Source organism: Diplocloster hominis, from assembly GCF_032380655.1.
GTDB lineage: Bacteria > Bacillota > Clostridia > Lachnospirales > Lachnospiraceae > Diplocloster > Diplocloster hominis.
Genome location: NZ_JAWDIY010000014.1, coordinates 105,991 through 123,619 on the forward strand (window position 1 = coordinate 105,991; position 17,629 = coordinate 123,619).

Here is a 17,629-nt window from a genome sequence, read left to right on the forward strand (position 1 = left end):
CTGTATAATCACATATATAATTAATATTACAAATTTATATTTGTGATTCAAGTGAGGTGGTGTCTAATTATTAAATTTTTATAAACTCTACTACGCAATGAAAAGGAAGGTGATAACGATATTTGATATGGAAAAGAATCTTTCCCACTATATCAGACGGGAATACGAAAAACTGGATTCAAAGGAACAGCAACGGAATTTTATTGAAAACTTCCGCTTCCTTATGATGTCAAGTGACACGGACTTTCAAAACTTCTACGCAAAGAGAGGCTTAAACGACCGGGAGTATTACTCGATTGTGGACACGCTCTATCGGCTCAATAATCTATGGATGTTAGCTGAATTTGTCCATAACAACAGAACATTCCTGATATATGAGGTTCAGCAAATGAGAAACTGGCAGGGACACATGGATTTCTCGGAACCTTGCAGATTAGGACATGATACCATGCTGTCAAGAGTATTTACCATTCTGCAATATTTCAATTTAGATACAAATATCTCATATGAACCCCCGGAAGATACCACTCACATCCTGAAAGTACAGGAAGCCCCCGGTTACATTGCTACCCCCAGAATCTTGTTGCAAGGAAAATGGGTGGAAAAATGCGGCTTCCCTGTCGGCTCCCAAATTTCCGTAGAATGTTTTGAAAACAAACTTGTCATTTTTAACAACCAAAATCCAACATAAAACCTGAAAATCATCACGGGAACAGCAATTTTAAAACCTCTGCTCCCGTGATGATTTTTTATCTAACGCACAATTTCTTTTTCAATTATAGACAGCTTCCCCTTTAAATCCTGCTGTTTTTCGTACAGTTCATTTCTCCGCCTGCATATCTCCTGATTGGCTTTCAATGCTTCCCGAATCCCGCTATAGACATCCGGCTGCACCTTTTTGTAATCAGCCGTTACCTTGCGGATTTCATTGTTATTTTCTTTCAGGCTATTGCTTGTCAAAACCCACTGAATCAGATTATCGGCTTCCTTATCTTCTGTCAGGTTTGCATACTCCATCACTTTGATACATAGACGAAGCATAATTTTCTTTTCCATCTCTGTCATAGTGAATCACCTACCTTTCCATTCCCTTCCTTTTTTTCAAGCTGTTATACAGGCTCTCTGCCGCCTTTTGCCCTTCAAGGATAGAAATAACCTTGTCCTCTCCTAACGCCCGTTGCAGCCGCTTTAAATCACGATTCTGCTCCTTTAAATCGCCGTTCTCCTGCTCCATAAGCACTAACCGGCCTTCGAGCCGTTTCATCTGTTGTCTTATCTGTTCCAGACGGTTTGTTGCTGTTTCCAGTTTACGGCTTAAATCCAAATTATGAATCAGGACAGTCTGAATGACATCCTTTAATTTGGCAACAAGCGGCTCCGCTTTCTTTTCCTTATAAGCCTTTAAACTGGTAAAAGCAGCCGGCTCCGGTAATTGCCATTCCTCCCCTGATTGATAAATCTGTATATTTTTATTTACTCTTAACCGACTGGAAGATAACTTTGCTAAATCCTTTTCAGCCTGTTTTATCTCCGCCTGTTTTGCTCTTATCTGTTTTTCAGCGGACTGAACCTTCTGAACAGTTTCTTCTATAGTTTTATCTAATTGCTGTACTTCCTTTTCGCGCTCCTGCTTCTCAAAGTTGAATACACTCAAATGCTTCCGGTGGGTTCCCAACTTTATCCACTGGATTCCGTGTTGCTCCATTACTTCTGACAGTTTTTGTTTTTCGGATTCCATCCACAGGCTCCATTCTGTTTCCTGCCGGTTACTTCCTTCAAATCCTTGCGCCTTTAATGCCTGCTTCAAGGAAACTCTGGTGTCCAGTCCCCGCTTGCTTCCTGTCGTATATGGAACAAAATCAATATGTAAATGTGGCGTTTCTTCATCCATGTGCAGGTGTGCGGAGAATACATACAGATTCGGATTCCGCTTTTGAAAATCCTTCATAAATTCATCTAAAATCTGTCTAGCCAGTTCTCCGTGTTCGCCTCTGACATTCATATCATCTTTGTTACCGATTTGAAATACCGCTTCATGGAATAGCTTCTCCTGTTTGCCTGTTCTGATTTTATCGTAGTAATTTCCACCCATCCGACATTACGATCCCTCTATATTCAAGGCAGCAAGATTCCCTTTCTATAAGGAAAGGGGTATCTTGCCATCTTGAAACCTCTACAACATCCAGTACCACTGATTCCCTATCTTTATAGAATCTACACCCAATTCCTTTTTAGCGTTCCAGAGCGTCTTTTTCTTTATCCCTCTTTCCTTTGCAGCCTCGTCTATCTCTGTACATGGTTTCTGACCATCAGCCAGTATGTCCTTCAGGAAATCTGCCGCGCTTCTGGTTTTCTGTCCTTTCCGTTCTCCTGAAAGAAGTTCATCCACGCTAATGTCATATTCGCCAATCCATTCAAAACCCGTTTCTTTATCCATACGAAAAGCAATAGGCGTTCCCTCCGGCGCAAGAGAGCTTTTCACATGACAGGCTACCCGCACCTGTTCATCATCTTTTACTCTGCCGACCACTAGAACGCTTCTGGCCGCCGCCTGAAAATCTATGGAGCCTAACCCCCGGTAAGAAGATTTCCCGCCGCTGCATTTATTCATATGACCGATTAGAACAATAGCGCAACGATATTTTTCCGCCAACACAGCAATTCTTTTCATTACAGGACGGATTTCATTTGCCCGGTTCATGTCCACCTCCGCGCCTAGATAACCCTGTATCGGGTCTAAAACCACCAACCGGGCGGAAGTTCTTACAATCGCTTCCTCTAGCCTTTCATCCATCAATGTCAATGCTTTCTCTCTATCGTCAATTACAATAACCTTGTTGCAATCTGCTCCCGCCGCCATCAGGCGGGGCTTTATCGTATCTCCAAGCCCATCCTCTGCTGTCTGATACAGAACCGTCATAGGCTGTTTGGTTTCTTCTGTATTGTCTGTCTGTTCCCATTCTGACAATACGGCTTCCCCTTTTGTCAACCTTGCGATAATCTGTAACATCATTGTAGTTTTACCTTCGCCCGGATCACCTTGGACAATAGTAACTTTACCGTAAGGAATAAAGGGATAAAGAAGCCACTCAACTTCTTCCGCCTGTATTTCTTCCATGCTCATTAGTTTTAATTCCGCTTTTTTCTTTTCTTCCAATTTTGCACCTCTCCTAAAATTCCTGTTGATTTTTGGAGAAGCCGCCTGTATACTAATAGTGTGAGTACAGTAACGGCGGCTTGCCCCTGTTACTTATAAAAACTCTTGCCTGCTATGCAAGGGTTTTTACTTTATCTTTTTTATCTTCCTCCGGTCTGAAATATCCGGTTTCTTCCCATACTTTCCGGTCAGGACAGTAATAATTGTATTCGGATGAATTTTCCAGTTTTACCGCATAGCCAAATGAGAAGATTCCATTCTGCAATCCGTACCGTATGTATTGTGCGTCTTTTCCTATCGCTTTCGCTATTTCCCCCACGGGTACATTTCTTCCTGTAAACGGCGGTAACTCTACATAATACCTGATATTCTCCATCCAATCCCTCCCTACAGCTTTAACATTTCTTCCACACTCATTCCCAACGCTTCCGCTAGTTTATAGGCTACTACCGGTGAACAGCTTTTCCCTGCTTTAATACAGGAAATGGTCTGTCTGGACACACCACTCTTTTCAGACAGCATACGGATGTTCATCCCCCGTTCGCCCATCTTAATCTGCATTTTTGTTTCGTTTAATCTCATTACTTTCCTCCTTTTTTGTTTGAAATATGAATTTTAAATACACATTTTATTATACGTATAAGTTTTTCATATGTCAAGTCATTTTCAGATAAATATGTACTTGTAATTCGTATTTTGTTATGATATGATAAGAACGGAGGTGAACAAATGATAGACAATCAAAATAATATCGGACAGAGAATCCGGGCAGCCAGAAAGCAGAAAGGTATCAATCAGACAGAGTTAGCAAACCTTTTAGGAAAGTCACTCCGTACCATACAAAAATATGAAAGCGGAGAAATCGAGGTTTCCATTGCCATGATTAACGAGTTGGCAAAGGCGCTTGATACCACATCCACATTTCTAATCGGCTACGAGCATGACGAAAAGAATATCCGTAGTCTTTCGGACATCATGGACTTTCTTTTCAAACTGGACAAGGTAAAAGGCTTGAATTTTAATATTGATGTGAAACGGCCTCCCCATTATGATGAATGGGAATGTTCTATTTCGTTCAATGGTAAAGACAAGTCGGCAGATTTCAATGCGGATATGTGCCTGTTTCTGGAAGAATTTGCAGAGTACCGGGAAGAATTTCAGAATGGCCGTATCAGTGCCACAAAGTACAAGGAATTACAGGACAAAGACCTTGCCTATTATTCCTCTACCGCCCTGGAAGAAAAATCAGAAGTTTAATTTTTAACAAATGTTCCTTGAAAACAAAATACAGAAAGGATGATTGTATGGCTAAAACATTACAAAGAGCAAACGGAACAGGAAGTGTCTACAAACTTTCAGGAAAGCGCCGTAACCCGTGGCGGGCAGTCATAACCAACGGATGGGCATATAGTGAAGAAAAAGGAAAGTTAGTACAAAACCGGGTGACAATCGGTTATTATCACACCAGAGATGAAGCGGTTCAAGCCCTTGTAAACTACAATTCCAGTCCTTATGATATTCAGACCAACTCTGCCACCTTTGAAGATGTATATGAGTTGTGGAGTAAAGACTACTTCCCTACACTATCCACTATGTCAAGTGTCCGCACTGTCCAGGCCGCCTATAAATATTGTACTCCCCTCTATAAAATGCGTATGAAAGATATTCGTGTGGAGCATTTAGAGGGAACCATACGCGACGCAGACGTAGGCAACGCCACCAAAGGCAGAATCAAATCCTTATTCAATATGATGTACCGCTATGCCATGAAACATGAGATTGTCCAAAAGGATTACGCACAGCTTTGTAACGCTGTCAAACGGGAAGCACCTGAAAAAGAAGTGATTCCCTTTACACCGGAAGAAATATCCCTTCTCTGGGAGAATATAAACGAGGTTCCTTTTGTTGACATGATATTAGTGGGTATTTACAGCGGATGGCGCCCACAGGAATTAGCGACCTTAAAGACAGCGGATATTGACCTTGAAGCCAACACCATGAAAGGCGGCATGAAAACAGACGCAGGAAAGAACCGTGTTGTACCAATCCACCCTGTTATTCTACCTCTCATTGAAAAACGCTTCTCGCCAGATAATGAATATCTATTTAATGACGATAACGGACAACAGGGAACCTACATGACCTATGACAAATACCGGGGCCGGTTCGTAAAAGCAATGAAACGCTTGAAGCTAACCCATCGGCCACACGAAACCAGACATACCTTCATCACAAAAGCAAAAGAATGTCATGTAGACGAATACATATTAAAACTCATTGTCGGTCACGCCATAACAGATATTACAGAAAAAACCTACACGCACCGGACAATGGAACAGCTTCAAAAAGAGATATGCAAGATAACAAAATAAGAGATGTTTCACAAGGCATAAACCATGTAAACATCTCTTATCATTCAAATCTATTTGTGCGCTACGCATGTGTGCTACGTGTGCGCTACTTGTGTTCTACGCACTCAAATTCAGCACTTTTCAGCACACCTCACAACTTCTCAAACCCTTATAAAATAAGGATTCCCTAGAATTTCCCTTCCTTCGCCGCTTCTTCAATGCCGACAGCCACAGCCACCGTAGCACCAACCATCGGATTATTCCCCATACCGATCAGTCCCATCATCTCCACATGAGCCGGAACGGAAGAAGAACCAGCGAACTGGGCATCTGAGTGCATTCTTCCCATCGTATCTGTCATACCATAGGAAGCCGGGCCAGCTGCCATGTTATCCGGATGCAGGGTACGGCCTGTACCACCGCCGGAAGCAACGGAGAAATATTTCTTGCCCTGCTCGATACATTCCTTCTTATAAGTACCTGCCACAGGATGCTGGAATCTGGTCGGGTTCGTGGAGTTACCGGTAATGGAAACATCCACGCCTTCCTTATGCATGATCGCAACACCTTCGGTAACATCGTTCGCACCATAGCAGTTAACCTTCGCACGAAGACCTGTGCTATAGGATTTGCGGAATATTTCTTTCACTTCTCCTGTGTAATAATCCATCTCAGTCTCTACATAAGTAAATCCGTTGATTCTGGAAATAACCTGAGCGGCATCTTTTCCAAGGCCATTTAAGATAACGCGCAGAGGTTTCTGACGAACCTTGTTTGCTTTTTCTGCGATACCGATCGCGCCTTCCGCTGCTGCGAAGGACTCATGGCCGGCCAGGAAACAGAAGCATTCGGTATTCTCTTCCAGCAGCATCTTTCCTAAGTTCCCGTGTCCCAGACCAACTTTTCTCTGGTCTGCTACGGAACCAGGGATACAGAAAGCCTGAAGTCCCTCTCCGATGGCTGCTGCTGCATCTGCTGCTTTTCTGCAGCCTTTTTTGATCGCGATTGCGGCACCTACAATGTAGGCCCAGCAAGCATTTTCAAAACAGATGGGCTGGATTTTCTTTACCTGATCGTATACATTCAGACCGGCATCCTTTGTAATCTTTTCGGCTTCTTCAATCGAAGCGATGCCATAGCTGTTTAATACGGCATTAATTTTATCAATTCTTCTCTCATAGGATTCAAATAAAGCCATTCTCTCTTACCTCCTCAATTACTCTTGTCTAGGGTCAATGATTTTTACAGCGTCATCTACACGGCCGTATTGACCTTTTGCTTTTTCCCAAGCGGTATTCGGGTCATCGCCTTTTTTGATGAAGTCTGTCATCTTGCCAAGGCTTACAAATTGATAACCGATAATCTGATCCTCTTCGTCCAGAGCGATTCCGGTTACATAGCCTTCCGCCATTTCCAAGTAACGAGGTCCTTTTTTCAGAGTTCCATACATGGTTCCAACCTGGGAACGAAGGCCTTTTCCTAAATCTTCCAGACCTGCGCCAACCGGCAGTCCGTCTTCGGAAAACGCGCTCTGTGTTCTTCCGTATACGATCTGAAGGAACAGTTCTCTCATGGCTGTGTTAATCGCATCACAGACCAGGTCCGTATTCAGAGCTTCCAGAACGGTTCTGCCAGGCAGAATTTCGGAAGCCATAGCTGCGGAGTGGGTCATGCCGGAACATCCGATGGTCTCTACCAGAGCTTCCTGGATGATTCCTTCCTTCACGTTCAGGGTCAGTTTGCAGGCACCCTGCTGGGGAGCACACCAGCCTACCCCATGGGTCAAACCGGAGATATCGGATACGTCTTTTGCCTTTACCCATTTCGCCTCTTCAGGAATGGGAGCAGCACCATGGTTCACGCCCTGCGCTACCGGACACATTTGTTCTACTTCATGTGAATAAATCATTATAAGACTCCTTCCATATGTATAGTGAGATTTGCGTGCGGCTGCATTTGTTCGACATCGTTACTTATTTAACGCCGCACCTTAGGTTATTTTCTCACAAAATGGCGGATTCGTCCAGAGGTTTCCAGAATTTTTCGGGATAAATTACTTTTACAAATGATCCTCGTCTGTGCTATACTGTTACAAAAATGTCAAAGTAAGGAGTGTAACTTCATGGAACGAAAAGAACTCATAGAGATCGTACATCAGACCAGGCCTTTGGTTATGGATGAGGTCAATTCCAGAGCAATCACCACAAAAGGTACCGCTGATTTTGTCACCAAAGTTGATTATTCAGTCCAGGATTTTCTGAAGAAGATCCTGTTTCGCAAATATCCCGGCATCGGCCTTATGTCCGAGGAACAGAAGGAAAATGAGATCGGTCCGGATACAAAGACCTGGATTCTGGATCCCATCGACGGAACAACAAATCTTATCCATCATTACCAGCATAGTGCCGTTTCCCTGGGACTTTATGAGCAGGGAGAGATTACATTGGGTGTAGTGTATAATCCGTTTACCGATGAGACGTTTTCCGCCGCAAAGGGATGCGGCGCGTATCTGAATGAGCAAAAGATACAGGTAAGCGATCAGACCGATCTGCTGCGCACCCTGATCTCCATGGGTACAGATCCTTACGAAAAAGAAAAGGCTTCACAGAATTTTGCACTGTTCCAAAAAGTTTTTATGGAGTGCACGGATATCCGAATTTCCGGCTCAGCCGCTCTGGATCTGTGTTACGTGGCCTGCGGGCGTCTGGATACATTTCTGGAACGTAATCTGAAGCCCTGGGATTATAGCGCCGGTTCCCTGATTCTGACAGAAGCAGGTGGAAAGATAACCGGTTGGAATAATCAGCCGCTTCCTTTTGACCAGAACTGCAATGTTCTGGCTACGAATGGATGTCTACACTCTTATTTCTTAGAGCATATCGTAAATGATTAATATGTATCTTTCTAACCGTTAAAGTTAATTGGAACTATAAATGAAAGACCGGTAAGAACCTCGCAGGACTTGGAAACTCTGTAGAGGCGCTATCGGCCTTTCTGTTTCCTGTTGTTTTCTTTTCATTCATGGATTAAATGATACTTTTTTCCATGTGTCTGCTTTTTACTATTCTGTGTATATGTTTCCATATGAATGATTCTGTGTACATGATTCTGGTGTATATGATTCCATATGAACGATTCTGTGTAGATAATTCTGGTGTATATAATTCCATATGATTGATCTCATTGCCGCACTTGTGTCGCATTTTTAATAGCTCCCACTTATTCCAACTTCAGACGGGTCCCAGGATGTAATATTTGGAAGAGACCCAAGATGTAATATTTGGCAGACTATGGCGCATTTTGCTGAAAGATGGTATGATTATTTTATTCTGGACAGTATTCATGTCTTATTTTGAAATTATAGATACAACTTTGAAACAAATGTCCGATATAATGACACTATTCTGATGTATACTGGGATCGATGATGGTAACTATTTGGATCGATGACGAACTATTGGGATAAACGGCGGTGTCTGTTGAAATTAATGACCGTATCCATTGGAAAATGACGATATCTAATAGAATATTGACGGTACTATTAGGATGAAATGCCGGCAAATAAAGTTTGAGAAAATAAAATGGGATATTTTGAAAAAGACTGGAACTTTTTCAGGGGTCTGTGGATCTAATAGATAGATGAAAACCCTTTTGAGGATGACTTACTTTATGAGGATGACATATATATGGAAGCAAATTACGAACGTACACGCTACGAATCCCGTATGAGGCTGCGGCGGAAGAAGAAGCTGATTAAGGCGGCCAAGCTATTGTCTTATCGGGTGCTCAAGTCTCTGATCTTCGTTGTGATCGGGATGATTCTGGGCTTTCTTTTGGCACATAGGACCACCGGTACACCCAGTGAGGCGGAAAATTTAACGTCGGTTGTGCCGAAGCCGGAGATTCCGGTGGTATCTGACACCCCTAAGGAGATTCAGGTTCTTCTGGACCCGGGACATGGGGGGAAGGATACCGGCAGCGAGGCAGCAGGAACTCCGGAAAAGACGTTGAATTTGGCCATTGCGCTTCTGGTTGAGGAAGAGTTGAAAAATGCAGGCGTCGAGGTGGTCATGACCCGCAGCAGCGACCAGACCGTTAGTCTGGATGAGAGAGCTGCCCTCGCCAATGAGAATAAGGTTCAGGCTTTTGTCAGTATTCATCAGAATTCTTTTGAGGATGATCGATCCATACGGGGATTGGAAGTCTGGTATAACGACGTGAAGTCTTCAGGGGGAGCCGGGAGTAAAAAATTGGCGGACGCCATACATACATACGCCAGTCAGACCGCCGGCACATCGGACCGGGGAACGGTTCAGGACGCAAAACTAAAGGTGCTGCGCACGACCACCGTACCGGCCTGCCTGATTGAGGTCGGTTATCTGACGAATAAAACGGATAAGAATCTGATCTTTTCAGAGAGTTATCAAAAAGAGCTGGCTAAAAATATTGCCAGAGGAATACAGGAATTTTTGCAGTCCTTTGGAACATCCGCTGAATAGAAAGGAGGTTCCAAAGGACTGTACCTGATATCAGGAGGTATCCGGATTTGATTACGATATTGATTGTGGAAGATGAATGCGCCATCGCGGAGCTGATTCAGGCAGGGTTTGAAAAGGCCGGATATGCCTGGGATTACGCCGCGGATGGTAAAGAAGCTGCGGATAAAATAGAAAGCCGTGCTTATGATCTGATATTGCTGGATATCATGCTGCCGGAAATAGACGGTTATGAATTGATGGAATACATTGAACCGCTGGGTATTCCCGTCATTTTTCTGACGGCGAAAGGAACTACCAAAGACAAAGTGAAGGGACTGCGCATGGGCGCGGATGATTATATAGTGAAGCCATTTGAGATCGATGAGCTGCTGGCCCGGGTGGATTCTGTGCTGCGACGCTATAATAAGGGGCAGACCCTTTTATATGCGGCCGATGTGGTCATCGATACCCAGTCCCGGCGGGTTATACAGAATGAGCAGGAGGTTATGCTCACACCCAAGGAATATGAACTTCTGCTCTTTCTCGTGAGGAACAAGAACTCGGCGTTGTACCGGGAAACGTTATTTGAACGGGTGTGGCTGGAAGATTTTACGGGGGACTCCCGTACTTTGGATCTGCACATCCAGCGGCTGCGTAAAAAATTGAATTGGAAGGACCGGATCAAGACCGTGTACAAAATCGGCTATATCCTGGAGGTTTCCACATGAAATTTTCCACCAAACTGATTCTTAGCATGACGATTCTGGTTGCCGTTCTATTCTCCGTAGGGGGTACGATCTTAATCAGCAGAAATTTCAAACATTCTCTGGAAACTGCCGCCGCGCAGAATGTGGAGCAGCATCTGCTGGAACGCTATGCTATTGAATCCAATATGGTTAATTACATATTAAGCGGTGAGAGCTATACTGAAGATAAAGTGGCGGACTCTGCCAAACGTCTCTCCGGCTATACCGGGGGCCAGAACAAAGTGATGGCTCTGTATACTGACGCCGGAAAGGCGCTGTATTCGAATCTGCCGGCCCTGTCTGATAAAAATATGGAAGCCATATTGCGGCAGGAAGGCAACACGTATCTGATCCGGCAGGCGGATGGACTGAATTATATGCTGCTGACCTCTCAGCTGGAAATAGATAAAAACATCGTCCTGCTGGTCAGTGCTTATGATATCACCGGATTGTTTGCGGAGAGGGACCGCCAATTACAGGATTTTTTGCTGCTGGACGGCATCGTGATCCTTCTGTGTGTCCTGGCAATCGGACTTATGACCCATGTCCTGACCGGTCCGATTCAAAAGTTGAATAACACCAGTCTCCATATCGCCAACGGTGCTTATCAAGAGCGCACCCGCATCCGAAGCTCCGATGAGATCGGCCAGCTCAGCCGGAACTTCGATCTGATGGCCGATGCCATTGAACAGCAAATCGCCGAGCTGCAGCTATCCGTACGGCAGCGGGATGATTTTATCAACGCGTTTTCCCACGAAATTAAGACTCCCATGACAGCCATTATCGGTTACGCGGATATCCTGCGCACCAGTGCCACCGATAAAGAAAAACAGATCCGGTATTCCCGGACTATTTATCAGGAAAGCCGGCGCCTGGAGGAGCTTTCCCGTAAGCTTATGGACCTGATGTTCTGTACCGATGAGAACTTAACGACAGGACCTCAGCCTGTGTATACGATCGTACATCGTCTGCATCAGCAGATGGAACCTCTGCTGGAGGAGTTCAGACTATCTATCGCCGTGGAGCCTGCGTCAGTTGTTGCCGACGCATCTTTGCTGGACTGTCTGCTCCGGAATTTGATTTTAAACGCCAAAAAAGCGGACCCGAAGGACCGCACGATTGAACTGTATGGACAAATTAAGGATCAGGCTTATCGCTTCTCGGTGGAGGACAGCGGCTGCGGTATTCCGGCGGAGGAACTGGCCCGTATCACAGAGCCGTTTTATATGATCGATAAATCCCGTTCCCGGGCGATGGGCGGTTCCGGTCTGGGGCTGTTTTTATGTTCCAAAATAGCGGATCTGCATCATACGAAACTGCATTTCGAAAGCGAGTTGGGCGTAGGAACGACTGTATGGTTTGAACTGGAGGTGGCAAAAGATGCTTAAACATTGGAAAAGTCTGGTGTTTCTTATTCTAACTCTGCTCATCGTGGCAGGCGCTATCTATTTTCCCAGTCTCTTCTTCACCATACAGGATGCCCAGATGATGGCAGTCGCTCATTCCCGTCAGGAGATTCATGCGAAACTGGCGCCTGAGGCAGAAGAAATCTATCTGGTTAACACCATCCGCGATATCTATCAAAACAGTCAGTACTTTGACTATGGCGGTGGTTATAATTATCCGCTCAGTATAGATGACTCCCCTTTTTCATCCATCGTTGCCAGTCTCAATGAACAGTTTGACAATATGATCGATCAGTCCGCTTTGGATAAGGATTTGCTCAATAGCTTCCATAACATGATCAAACCCATGATCTGGGTAAGCGGCAGTTATGGGATATGGGATAATAAGGAAACTCCATTTTCTTATTATACCATCTATGATGAACATTTCATGGCGGAAGGATATATCGATACCCCTCCTCAGCTGTCCTTTTATACGGAGCCTAAGACAGGGAAGGTCCTGTATCTGCAGATGTTCAATTATCGGCATGATACTATAAAAGTCGCGCCCAAGGATACCATCAACGCCTATATCCGCTACCTGGGCCTGGACGTATTGTACGACTGGACCTTTCAATCCCAGGGAGCCGTCTCCGAAAAGGCCCAGTTAAAGATCATATATCTGCAGAATGATACTGATTTTTACATACAGATAATCCCTGTGGGGTATTATTACTACAACCCCTATATCAATTATCCTTATGTGGATACATCCATTCCGAACAGCACAATAAACGGCTTTATGGAATCCGATACTGCAGCATACTCTTATTAATATTACATCTCATATTATTTACATTCCGTGATTTTATGGCATCGGTGCCCCTATGCTCTGCCTTTCCTTAGCTGCCGCAATCAGCTTGTTTTTCTTCTCATGCCGTATCATGATGACAACGAGGATCACAGCCGTGAGAATAAACGCGCTGCCTCCTATGATACCGGTCGGAGCAGGTCCGATAAACGGATTATATACATCGGAGCCGGTCAGGAAATAGATGCCGATGGACGCAAATCCGTTCAGACTGCCGTGGGCGATGGCCGCCGGCAGGCAGCTTCTGGTTTTTAAGGACAGGAAGGACAGAAGCGTTCCCATAATGATACAGAATCCGCACATGGCCAGAATCCCTGTAAATGGATAGCCGGTATATCCGAATCCGTAATTATGTCCCATCGCGGTAAGCGGCGCATGCCACAATCCCCAGATCACTCCGCTGATCAGCAGCGTCGGCAGTATCCGGAAACGCTCCGCCAGTTTGGGGACCAGATAACCTCTCCATCCCCACTCTTCCCCAATGCAGGTAAAGATGTTCACGATCGGCCCTAACACCACTCCGATTCCGATCTGCACCAGCATATTCGTCTTAATAGCCTCCAGCGGCAAGTCGATCCCCATCGCCTGATAAGTCTCCATCATATATCCCAGATTTGGATCAAACCGGTCCGGATAAATCAGGAAATAAACCACACTGCCAAGTACCGTCAGGATTACCGGAAGGAACCATCCGATCACGTAATACCGGATATGCCCACGGAAATTCGGCAGAATCCAGGCATCCCGAAATCCTTCCTTTGTAATCAGCCTGGTCAGCAGTACACAGACCGCCGGTATGAACATCATGGCGGAAACCAGAATGCTGACTGCAGGCGATGACTGCATATTGGAAACCAGACCTCCGATTACAAATATCTCCAACAGATACGTTATAACAAATGTCAGCCCAAGATAAATTAGAATGCGTCTTTTTGTACCACTTTTATTCTTTTCCATATTTGGCCATCCTTTTCATTCCTTGCCGTTTTCTATCGCTATTATTTACCATATCACGAATAGAATTGCTTGAAAAGAGGGTTTTATTTTAAAATAACCATGGCCAGGCCAAGTACCGCCAGAACCACACCGGTGATCCGGTTCAGTGTCTTCGTGCTGGCCTTATTCGCAAAGCGGGCGGCTGCCAGAGCGCCGGCAAGTGTAGCTAAGATGCAGGTAACCAATGCGAACAGATCCGGTTTCCCCCCGATCGCCATATGGCTTACCGCACCGGTCAGCGCTGTAAAGGCCATGATGAATACACTGGTTCCAACCGCAGTTTTTAATTCGTATCCCAGTATACTGGTTAAAATGAGCAGCAGCATCATACCGCCGCCCGCTCCCACAAAACCACAGATAAATCCGATTACACAGCCTGCGATCAGCGACTGGATGATCTTTTTCTTCCGGGATTTATTCTCATTCGCTTCCCTGGTCGTCATAACCGGCCGGACAATAAATTTGATTCCCAGCAATAAAGTCATATAGACAGAAAAACTTCCCATCGTGGTGTTCGGTACATAGGATGCCACCTTACTGCCAACCATGGTCAGGATCAGTGTGGTTACCAGCATCAGGAAACCATTCTTAATGTCAATATTCTTATTGCGGTAGTAGGTCCACGCGGAAGCTGCGGACGCTAAAACATCGGAAGCCAGGGCAATTCCGATCGCCTCATAGGCCGGAAAACCCAAAAACGTAATCAACATGGGTGAAATCACCGCTGCCGCCGACAGACCTGCCAATCCTGTTCCAATCCCCGCTCCAAGTCCGGCGATGATGCAAATAATCAGTTTTAACACCATTTCTTATGTACTCCTTCCATATTCTGTCCCATTTTCTCCAGTATTTTTTCAAACAAAGCCTGTTCGTCCTCCGTAACTCCATCGAACAAACCGTTGATAAACTGTGTCTGAACTTCTGCCAAACGTCTGACTACATCCTCTGCGGGCGGTTCGATCTTCAGATGCACCTTCCTCCTGTCCGCAGCCTCCTGACTGCCCGACAGATATCCCCGTTCCGTAAGCCTGTCGACAGCCCCGCATACATGTGATTTTGATATCATCCGGTAATTCACGATATCCCTGGCTGTGTCGTAACCCGGATTGTTCCAGAGATACAGCAGCACGTCGATCTCATTCTGCGTAAGCCCTTCCGCTTTCGCTATCTCATGAAATATGCCTTCATAAGTCTTTTTTGCTTTTGCTGCACTGTGCATAAAATCTATTGTTAATCTGTTTTCGAAAAACTCCACCGCCATATTACTTGCCTCCTCTCCAAATTCCTTCCAACGGGTAATATAGTTCAAACATAAACCGTTTAATTTCGAACTGTTCACTTATGAACTATTATACGCAATATTTTTTATTCGTCAAGTTAAATATAAATGAAGCGTTGATTCTGTATATAACTTAAATGTTGATTTCGTATGTGCCCCAAGGGACGCGCAAGCAACATACAAAAAGGACCTATGAATAATCCATAGATCCACATCTTAATATCTTTTTATAAAAAACCTCTATTATAAATTTTAACACCATTATAAACTTTAACACCATTATAAATTTTAACTCGATTATACTTTATTACTAACTTCAATCTCTAATTTAAATAACTTCTATAATATTCTACTCTCTATTCAACTTAATAAAAGCCGGTATGTAAAGTACAAAAGAAAGAAGCATAAAGCAAACACAGATCCCAATACAGATATTTACCGCCAGTACCGGCAGTTCCGGGAACAGGAACAGCACGAACATTACTATATACAACACAGCCGTGCACACCTTACCATACCACATGGCTCCGTCCAGCATCTTTCCTTTCCGCAGCATCAGCGCCCCCATGATCCCCATAAATCCTTCTTTAACTACAAACAGAATCAACATTGGAATCATCTGGTTGTACCGGATCGTCAGACAAAGCACCATGGCTGCCTGCGTCAGCTTATCCGCTATAGGATCCAGCGCTTTCCCCAGCTGCGTAATCTGATTAAACTTACGGGCGATCATCCCGTCAAACAGATCAGATATACTGGAGATCACTACGATCAGAGCCGCCGCATAATAATCATTGACCGAATCCGCCGTTACATATCTCCAAATAATAACCGGCACTAAAATAATCCTCAAATATCCCAGCAAATTTGGTATGGTAAAAAGTTGTTTACGCAATGGCACATCATGTTTTACCTGCATTAATCCCACACTCCTTCGATATCTCATTACGCAGTAATATAGCATATCTTCCCTAAAAGATCAAGAAACGACAATAATCTACAATTCCGATATCTATAAAATAAGGAATGGCACAGAACGGATTGCAGAAGAAATGCCCAAAAGTAACGTTCTCCCAATCACTTAAAGCACGTTACTTTTGGGCCGTCTCCCAGCAGTCCGCCCTTATGCCGTTCCTCTCCTGCCCTCTAATATCTTATCAATAGGAATACGCCCAAAGATTTTTAATCTGCGGCTTAATATCCGCATATTTCCACGTTTTTTGGCTCCGGCTCGGGCTGTTTGGATCATTCACCGTGATTTCCCCGTTCTTGAAACCGGTCAGTACGATAAAATGACCGGAGGTTGTAAAATCGCCGGGACGCATGCTGCAAATCACCGCCTGCCCTTTTCCAAGCACATTTCGCAAAACATCCTCATCCAGCGGAATCTCACGAGCCCGAAGTCCAAGCTTCTGTGCTCCTGTTGTCATCAGCTCCCAGGTGGTACCGTATTGGGGATCGATATATCCCTGGGACTGGCTGTATTCCGCTACTTTTTGAGGGTTCATATCCGTTTGCCCCGTCAGTCCCACGATCACCATGGACAGACAGGTGGGCCCGCATCCGTCCATTCCGATTATCCCGTCGTCACCATATGAATGATATCCCCACCGCTCATCCCACTGTAAAAATAAAGGAATCTTGCCCTGCTCATAATCCTTCGATATGTCTATGCTGCCGCTGTCCAAAATCTGGTCCTTTTTTTCCGGATAATCCAGAACAAAATCGATCGTTTCCGGATATTTTAGTACAAACTCCAGCATCTCCTGCGGATACAGGCCTGGGTCCTGAAGAATGTCTTTTATCTTAGGCTCTTCATCCAGCAGATCTTCCAACTGCCCAACCAGTTCCGGATTCACCTTCACTCTGGGCTGGGTGACATTCCCGGAGTTCGACTGCACCGCCACCGGCTCAAACGCTTCCGCCTGTACATGACCGCTTTCCGGCGTCTCCTGGGCTTCCAGCTGATTCGTCCACTTGTGAACTACAGTTATAATCAAGAACATCGCAACACAGACCAGTCCTAATTTGCTCAATATCAAAATCCGTCTGCGGCGGCGTCTCCTCTTTTTTTTCTCAATCAGCATTTTCTTTCGTCTGATTGCTTCTCTGTTATCTCCCATTCCCTGTACCTCTCCGATTCATTCGGCAATCTATTCCATTTCGGTTTGCGCCCTCGACAAAAAGAGTGCAATTATTTTTATTATATCCCTTTTCCGACATTTTTTCCGAAAGATTTTCTTAACTTTTCTTTTCTAAAGGTATCTTAGCATGCCAATGTATCAGGTTTGTATCAGATTTACTGTAAAATCAGATTTTTTTGGCAGAAAATAAGCCTGCATTCATGGCAGGCAAATTTCTATATGA

The 17,629-nt window shown here is 44.6% G+C and carries 20 protein-coding genes; 8 read left to right on the forward strand and 12 right to left on the reverse strand.

The window, feature by feature from the left end; translation table 11 throughout:
* Positions 1-127: 127 nt before the first annotated feature.
* Complete coding sequence (locus ABC831_RS14330) at positions 128-691, forward strand: SymE family type I addiction module toxin (protein WP_343248788.1); 564 nt, start codon at positions 128-130, stop codon at positions 689-691.
* Positions 692-753: 62 nt separating this feature from the next.
* Here the strand turns inward: ABC831_RS14330 and ABC831_RS14335 are convergent, their stop codons facing one another.
* The 5 genes from ABC831_RS14335 to ABC831_RS14355 all read right to left on the reverse strand — a co-directional run bounded on the left by ABC831_RS14335 (position 754) and on the right by ABC831_RS14355 (position 3,739).
* The gene (locus tag ABC831_RS14335) at positions 754-1,056 is read right to left on the reverse strand and encodes a hypothetical protein (protein ID WP_343248789.1); all 303 of its coding nucleotides are present in this window, start codon (positions 1,054-1,056) and stop codon (positions 754-756) included.
* A 19-nt stretch (positions 1,057-1,075) separates the two neighbouring features.
* Positions 1,076-2,092 carry a plasmid recombination protein gene (locus ABC831_RS14340; protein WP_343248790.1) on the reverse strand — a complete coding sequence of 339 codons (1,017 nt, stop codon included), beginning with the start codon at positions 2,090-2,092 and terminating at the stop codon, positions 1,076-1,078.
* An 81-nt stretch (positions 2,093-2,173) separates the two neighbouring features.
* Complete coding sequence (locus ABC831_RS14345; protein ID WP_343248827.1) at positions 2,174-3,124, reverse strand: AAA family ATPase; 951 nt, start codon at positions 3,122-3,124, stop codon at positions 2,174-2,176.
* Between the two features lie 145 nt (positions 3,125-3,269).
* Positions 3,270-3,533, reverse strand: a complete 264-nt coding sequence (locus tag ABC831_RS14350) for a hypothetical protein (RefSeq protein ID WP_343248791.1) — start codon at positions 3,531-3,533, stop codon at positions 3,270-3,272.
* Between the two features lie 11 nt (positions 3,534-3,544).
* Complete coding sequence (locus tag ABC831_RS14355; protein WP_343248792.1) at positions 3,545-3,739, reverse strand: helix-turn-helix transcriptional regulator; 195 nt, start codon at positions 3,737-3,739, stop codon at positions 3,545-3,547.
* Positions 3,740-3,886: 147 nt separating this feature from the next.
* Here ABC831_RS14355 and ABC831_RS14360 point away from each other — a divergent pair, with 147 nt between their 5' ends.
* Together ABC831_RS14360 and ABC831_RS14365 are read left to right on the forward strand one after the other, a co-directional pair.
* Positions 3,887-4,414 (forward strand): helix-turn-helix domain-containing protein, encoded by a 528-nt coding sequence (locus ABC831_RS14360; protein WP_343248793.1) that lies wholly within the window; start codon positions 3,887-3,889, stop codon positions 4,412-4,414.
* 47 nt (positions 4,415-4,461) lie between these two features.
* Positions 4,462-5,529 carry a tyrosine-type recombinase/integrase gene (locus ABC831_RS14365; RefSeq protein ID WP_343248794.1) on the forward strand — a complete coding sequence of 356 codons (1,068 nt, stop codon included), beginning with the start codon at positions 4,462-4,464 and terminating at the stop codon, positions 5,527-5,529.
* 166 nt (positions 5,530-5,695) lie between these two features.
* Here ABC831_RS14365 and ABC831_RS14370 read toward each other — a convergent pair whose 3' ends face one another.
* Both ABC831_RS14370 and ABC831_RS14375 read right to left on the reverse strand, forming a co-directional pair.
* The gene (locus tag ABC831_RS14370) at positions 5,696-6,706 is read right to left on the reverse strand and encodes a GGGtGRT protein (RefSeq protein WP_343248795.1); all 1,011 of its coding nucleotides are present in this window, start codon (positions 6,704-6,706) and stop codon (positions 5,696-5,698) included.
* 18 nt (positions 6,707-6,724) lie between these two features.
* Positions 6,725-7,417 carry an iron-sulfur cluster assembly scaffold protein gene (locus tag ABC831_RS14375; RefSeq protein WP_158355063.1) on the reverse strand — a complete coding sequence of 231 codons (693 nt, stop codon included), beginning with the start codon at positions 7,415-7,417 and terminating at the stop codon, positions 6,725-6,727.
* 213 nt (positions 7,418-7,630) lie between these two features.
* On the opposite strand from ABC831_RS14375, the gene ABC831_RS14380 reads away from it, so the two are divergent.
* The 5 genes from ABC831_RS14380 (at position 7,631) to ABC831_RS14400 (ending at position 12,951) form a co-directional block, all read left to right on the forward strand.
* Positions 7,631-8,401 (forward strand): inositol monophosphatase family protein, encoded by a 771-nt coding sequence (locus ABC831_RS14380; RefSeq protein WP_343248796.1) that lies wholly within the window; start codon positions 7,631-7,633, stop codon positions 8,399-8,401.
* Positions 8,402-9,193: 792 nt separating this feature from the next.
* Complete coding sequence (locus ABC831_RS14385) at positions 9,194-10,006, forward strand: N-acetylmuramoyl-L-alanine amidase family protein (protein ID WP_343248797.1); 813 nt, start codon at positions 9,194-9,196, stop codon at positions 10,004-10,006.
* 47 nt (positions 10,007-10,053) lie between these two features.
* Complete coding sequence (locus ABC831_RS14390) at positions 10,054-10,713, forward strand: response regulator transcription factor (RefSeq protein WP_343248798.1); 660 nt, start codon at positions 10,054-10,056, stop codon at positions 10,711-10,713.
* Positions 10,710-12,119 carry a sensor histidine kinase gene (locus tag ABC831_RS14395; RefSeq protein ID WP_343248799.1) on the forward strand — a complete coding sequence of 470 codons (1,410 nt, stop codon included), beginning with the start codon at positions 10,710-10,712 and terminating at the stop codon, positions 12,117-12,119. Before ABC831_RS14390 ends, ABC831_RS14395 begins: the two co-directional genes overlap by 4 nt.
* The gene (locus ABC831_RS14400) at positions 12,112-12,951 is read left to right on the forward strand and encodes a hypothetical protein (RefSeq protein WP_343248800.1); all 840 of its coding nucleotides are present in this window, start codon (positions 12,112-12,114) and stop codon (positions 12,949-12,951) included. The genes ABC831_RS14395 and ABC831_RS14400 overlap by 8 nt, the downstream gene beginning before the upstream one ends.
* Positions 12,952-12,984: 33 nt before the next feature.
* Here ABC831_RS14400 and ABC831_RS14405 read toward each other — a convergent pair whose 3' ends face one another.
* The 5 genes from ABC831_RS14405 to ABC831_RS14425 all read right to left on the reverse strand — a co-directional run bounded on the left by ABC831_RS14405 (position 12,985) and on the right by ABC831_RS14425 (position 17,385).
* Positions 12,985-13,944, reverse strand: a complete 960-nt coding sequence (locus ABC831_RS14405) for a CPBP family intramembrane glutamic endopeptidase (protein ID WP_343248801.1) — start codon at positions 13,942-13,944, stop codon at positions 12,985-12,987.
* 83 nt (positions 13,945-14,027) lie between these two features.
* The gene (locus ABC831_RS14410) at positions 14,028-14,789 is read right to left on the reverse strand and encodes a sulfite exporter TauE/SafE family protein (protein ID WP_343248802.1); all 762 of its coding nucleotides are present in this window, start codon (positions 14,787-14,789) and stop codon (positions 14,028-14,030) included.
* Positions 14,780-15,244, reverse strand: a complete 465-nt coding sequence (locus ABC831_RS14415) for a MarR family winged helix-turn-helix transcriptional regulator (protein WP_343248803.1) — start codon at positions 15,242-15,244, stop codon at positions 14,780-14,782. The genes ABC831_RS14410 and ABC831_RS14415 overlap by 10 nt, the downstream gene beginning before the upstream one ends.
* Before the next feature lie 367 nt (positions 15,245-15,611).
* Entirely contained in the window at positions 15,612-16,208 is a 597-nt protein-coding gene (locus ABC831_RS14420) for a CDP-alcohol phosphatidyltransferase family protein (protein WP_343248804.1), read from the reverse strand.
* A 211-nt stretch (positions 16,209-16,419) separates the two neighbouring features.
* Positions 16,420-17,385, reverse strand: coding sequence for a C39 family peptidase (locus ABC831_RS14425; protein ID WP_343248805.1), 966 nt, complete (start codon positions 17,383-17,385; stop codon positions 16,420-16,422).
* Positions 17,386-17,629: the final 244 nt, after the last annotated feature.

Bases quoted from the DNA above. Each gene is read 5' to 3' on its own strand.
- ABC831_RS14405 (WP_343248801.1), bottom strand. From the start codon at position 13,944: ATGGAAAAGAATAAAAGTGGTACAAAAAGACGCATTCTAATTTATCTT.
- ABC831_RS14355 (WP_343248792.1), bottom strand. From the start codon at position 3,739: ATGAGATTAAACGAAACAAAAATGCAGATTAAGATGGGCGAACGGGGG.
- ABC831_RS14380 (WP_343248796.1), top strand. From the start codon at position 7,631: ATGGAACGAAAAGAACTCATAGAGATCGTACATCAGACCAGGCCTTTG.
- ABC831_RS14375 (WP_158355063.1), bottom strand. From the start codon at position 7,417: ATGATTTATTCACATGAAGTAGAACAAATGTGTCCGGTAGCGCAGGGC.
- ABC831_RS14410 (WP_343248802.1), bottom strand. From the start codon at position 14,789: ATGGTGTTAAAACTGATTATTTGCATCATCGCCGGACTTGGAGCGGGG.
- ABC831_RS14400 (WP_343248800.1), top strand. From the start codon at position 12,112: ATGCTTAAACATTGGAAAAGTCTGGTGTTTCTTATTCTAACTCTGCTC.
- ABC831_RS14395 (WP_343248799.1), top strand. From the start codon at position 10,710: ATGAAATTTTCCACCAAACTGATTCTTAGCATGACGATTCTGGTTGCC.
- ABC831_RS14345 (WP_343248827.1), bottom strand. From the start codon at position 3,124: ATGAGCATGGAAGAAATACAGGCGGAAGAAGTTGAGTGGCTTCTTTAT.
- ABC831_RS14385 (WP_343248797.1), top strand. From the start codon at position 9,194: ATGGAAGCAAATTACGAACGTACACGCTACGAATCCCGTATGAGGCTG.
- ABC831_RS14330 (WP_343248788.1), top strand. From the start codon at position 128: ATGGAAAAGAATCTTTCCCACTATATCAGACGGGAATACGAAAAACTG.
- ABC831_RS14370 (WP_343248795.1), bottom strand. From the start codon at position 6,706: ATGGCTTTATTTGAATCCTATGAGAGAAGAATTGATAAAATTAATGCC.
- ABC831_RS14365 (WP_343248794.1), top strand. From the start codon at position 4,462: ATGGCTAAAACATTACAAAGAGCAAACGGAACAGGAAGTGTCTACAAA.
- ABC831_RS14425 (WP_343248805.1), bottom strand. From the start codon at position 17,385: ATGGGAGATAACAGAGAAGCAATCAGACGAAAGAAAATGCTGATTGAG.
- ABC831_RS14415 (WP_343248803.1), bottom strand. From the start codon at position 15,244: ATGGCGGTGGAGTTTTTCGAAAACAGATTAACAATAGATTTTATGCAC.
- ABC831_RS14335 (WP_343248789.1), bottom strand. From the start codon at position 1,056: ATGGAAAAGAAAATTATGCTTCGTCTATGTATCAAAGTGATGGAGTAT.
- ABC831_RS14360 (WP_343248793.1), top strand. From the start codon at position 3,887: ATGATAGACAATCAAAATAATATCGGACAGAGAATCCGGGCAGCCAGA.
- ABC831_RS14420 (WP_343248804.1), bottom strand. From the start codon at position 16,208: ATGAGATATCGAAGGAGTGTGGGATTAATGCAGGTAAAACATGATGTG.
- ABC831_RS14340 (WP_343248790.1), bottom strand. From the start codon at position 2,092: ATGGGTGGAAATTACTACGATAAAATCAGAACAGGCAAACAGGAGAAG.
- ABC831_RS14350 (WP_343248791.1), bottom strand. From the start codon at position 3,533: ATGGAGAATATCAGGTATTATGTAGAGTTACCGCCGTTTACAGGAAGA.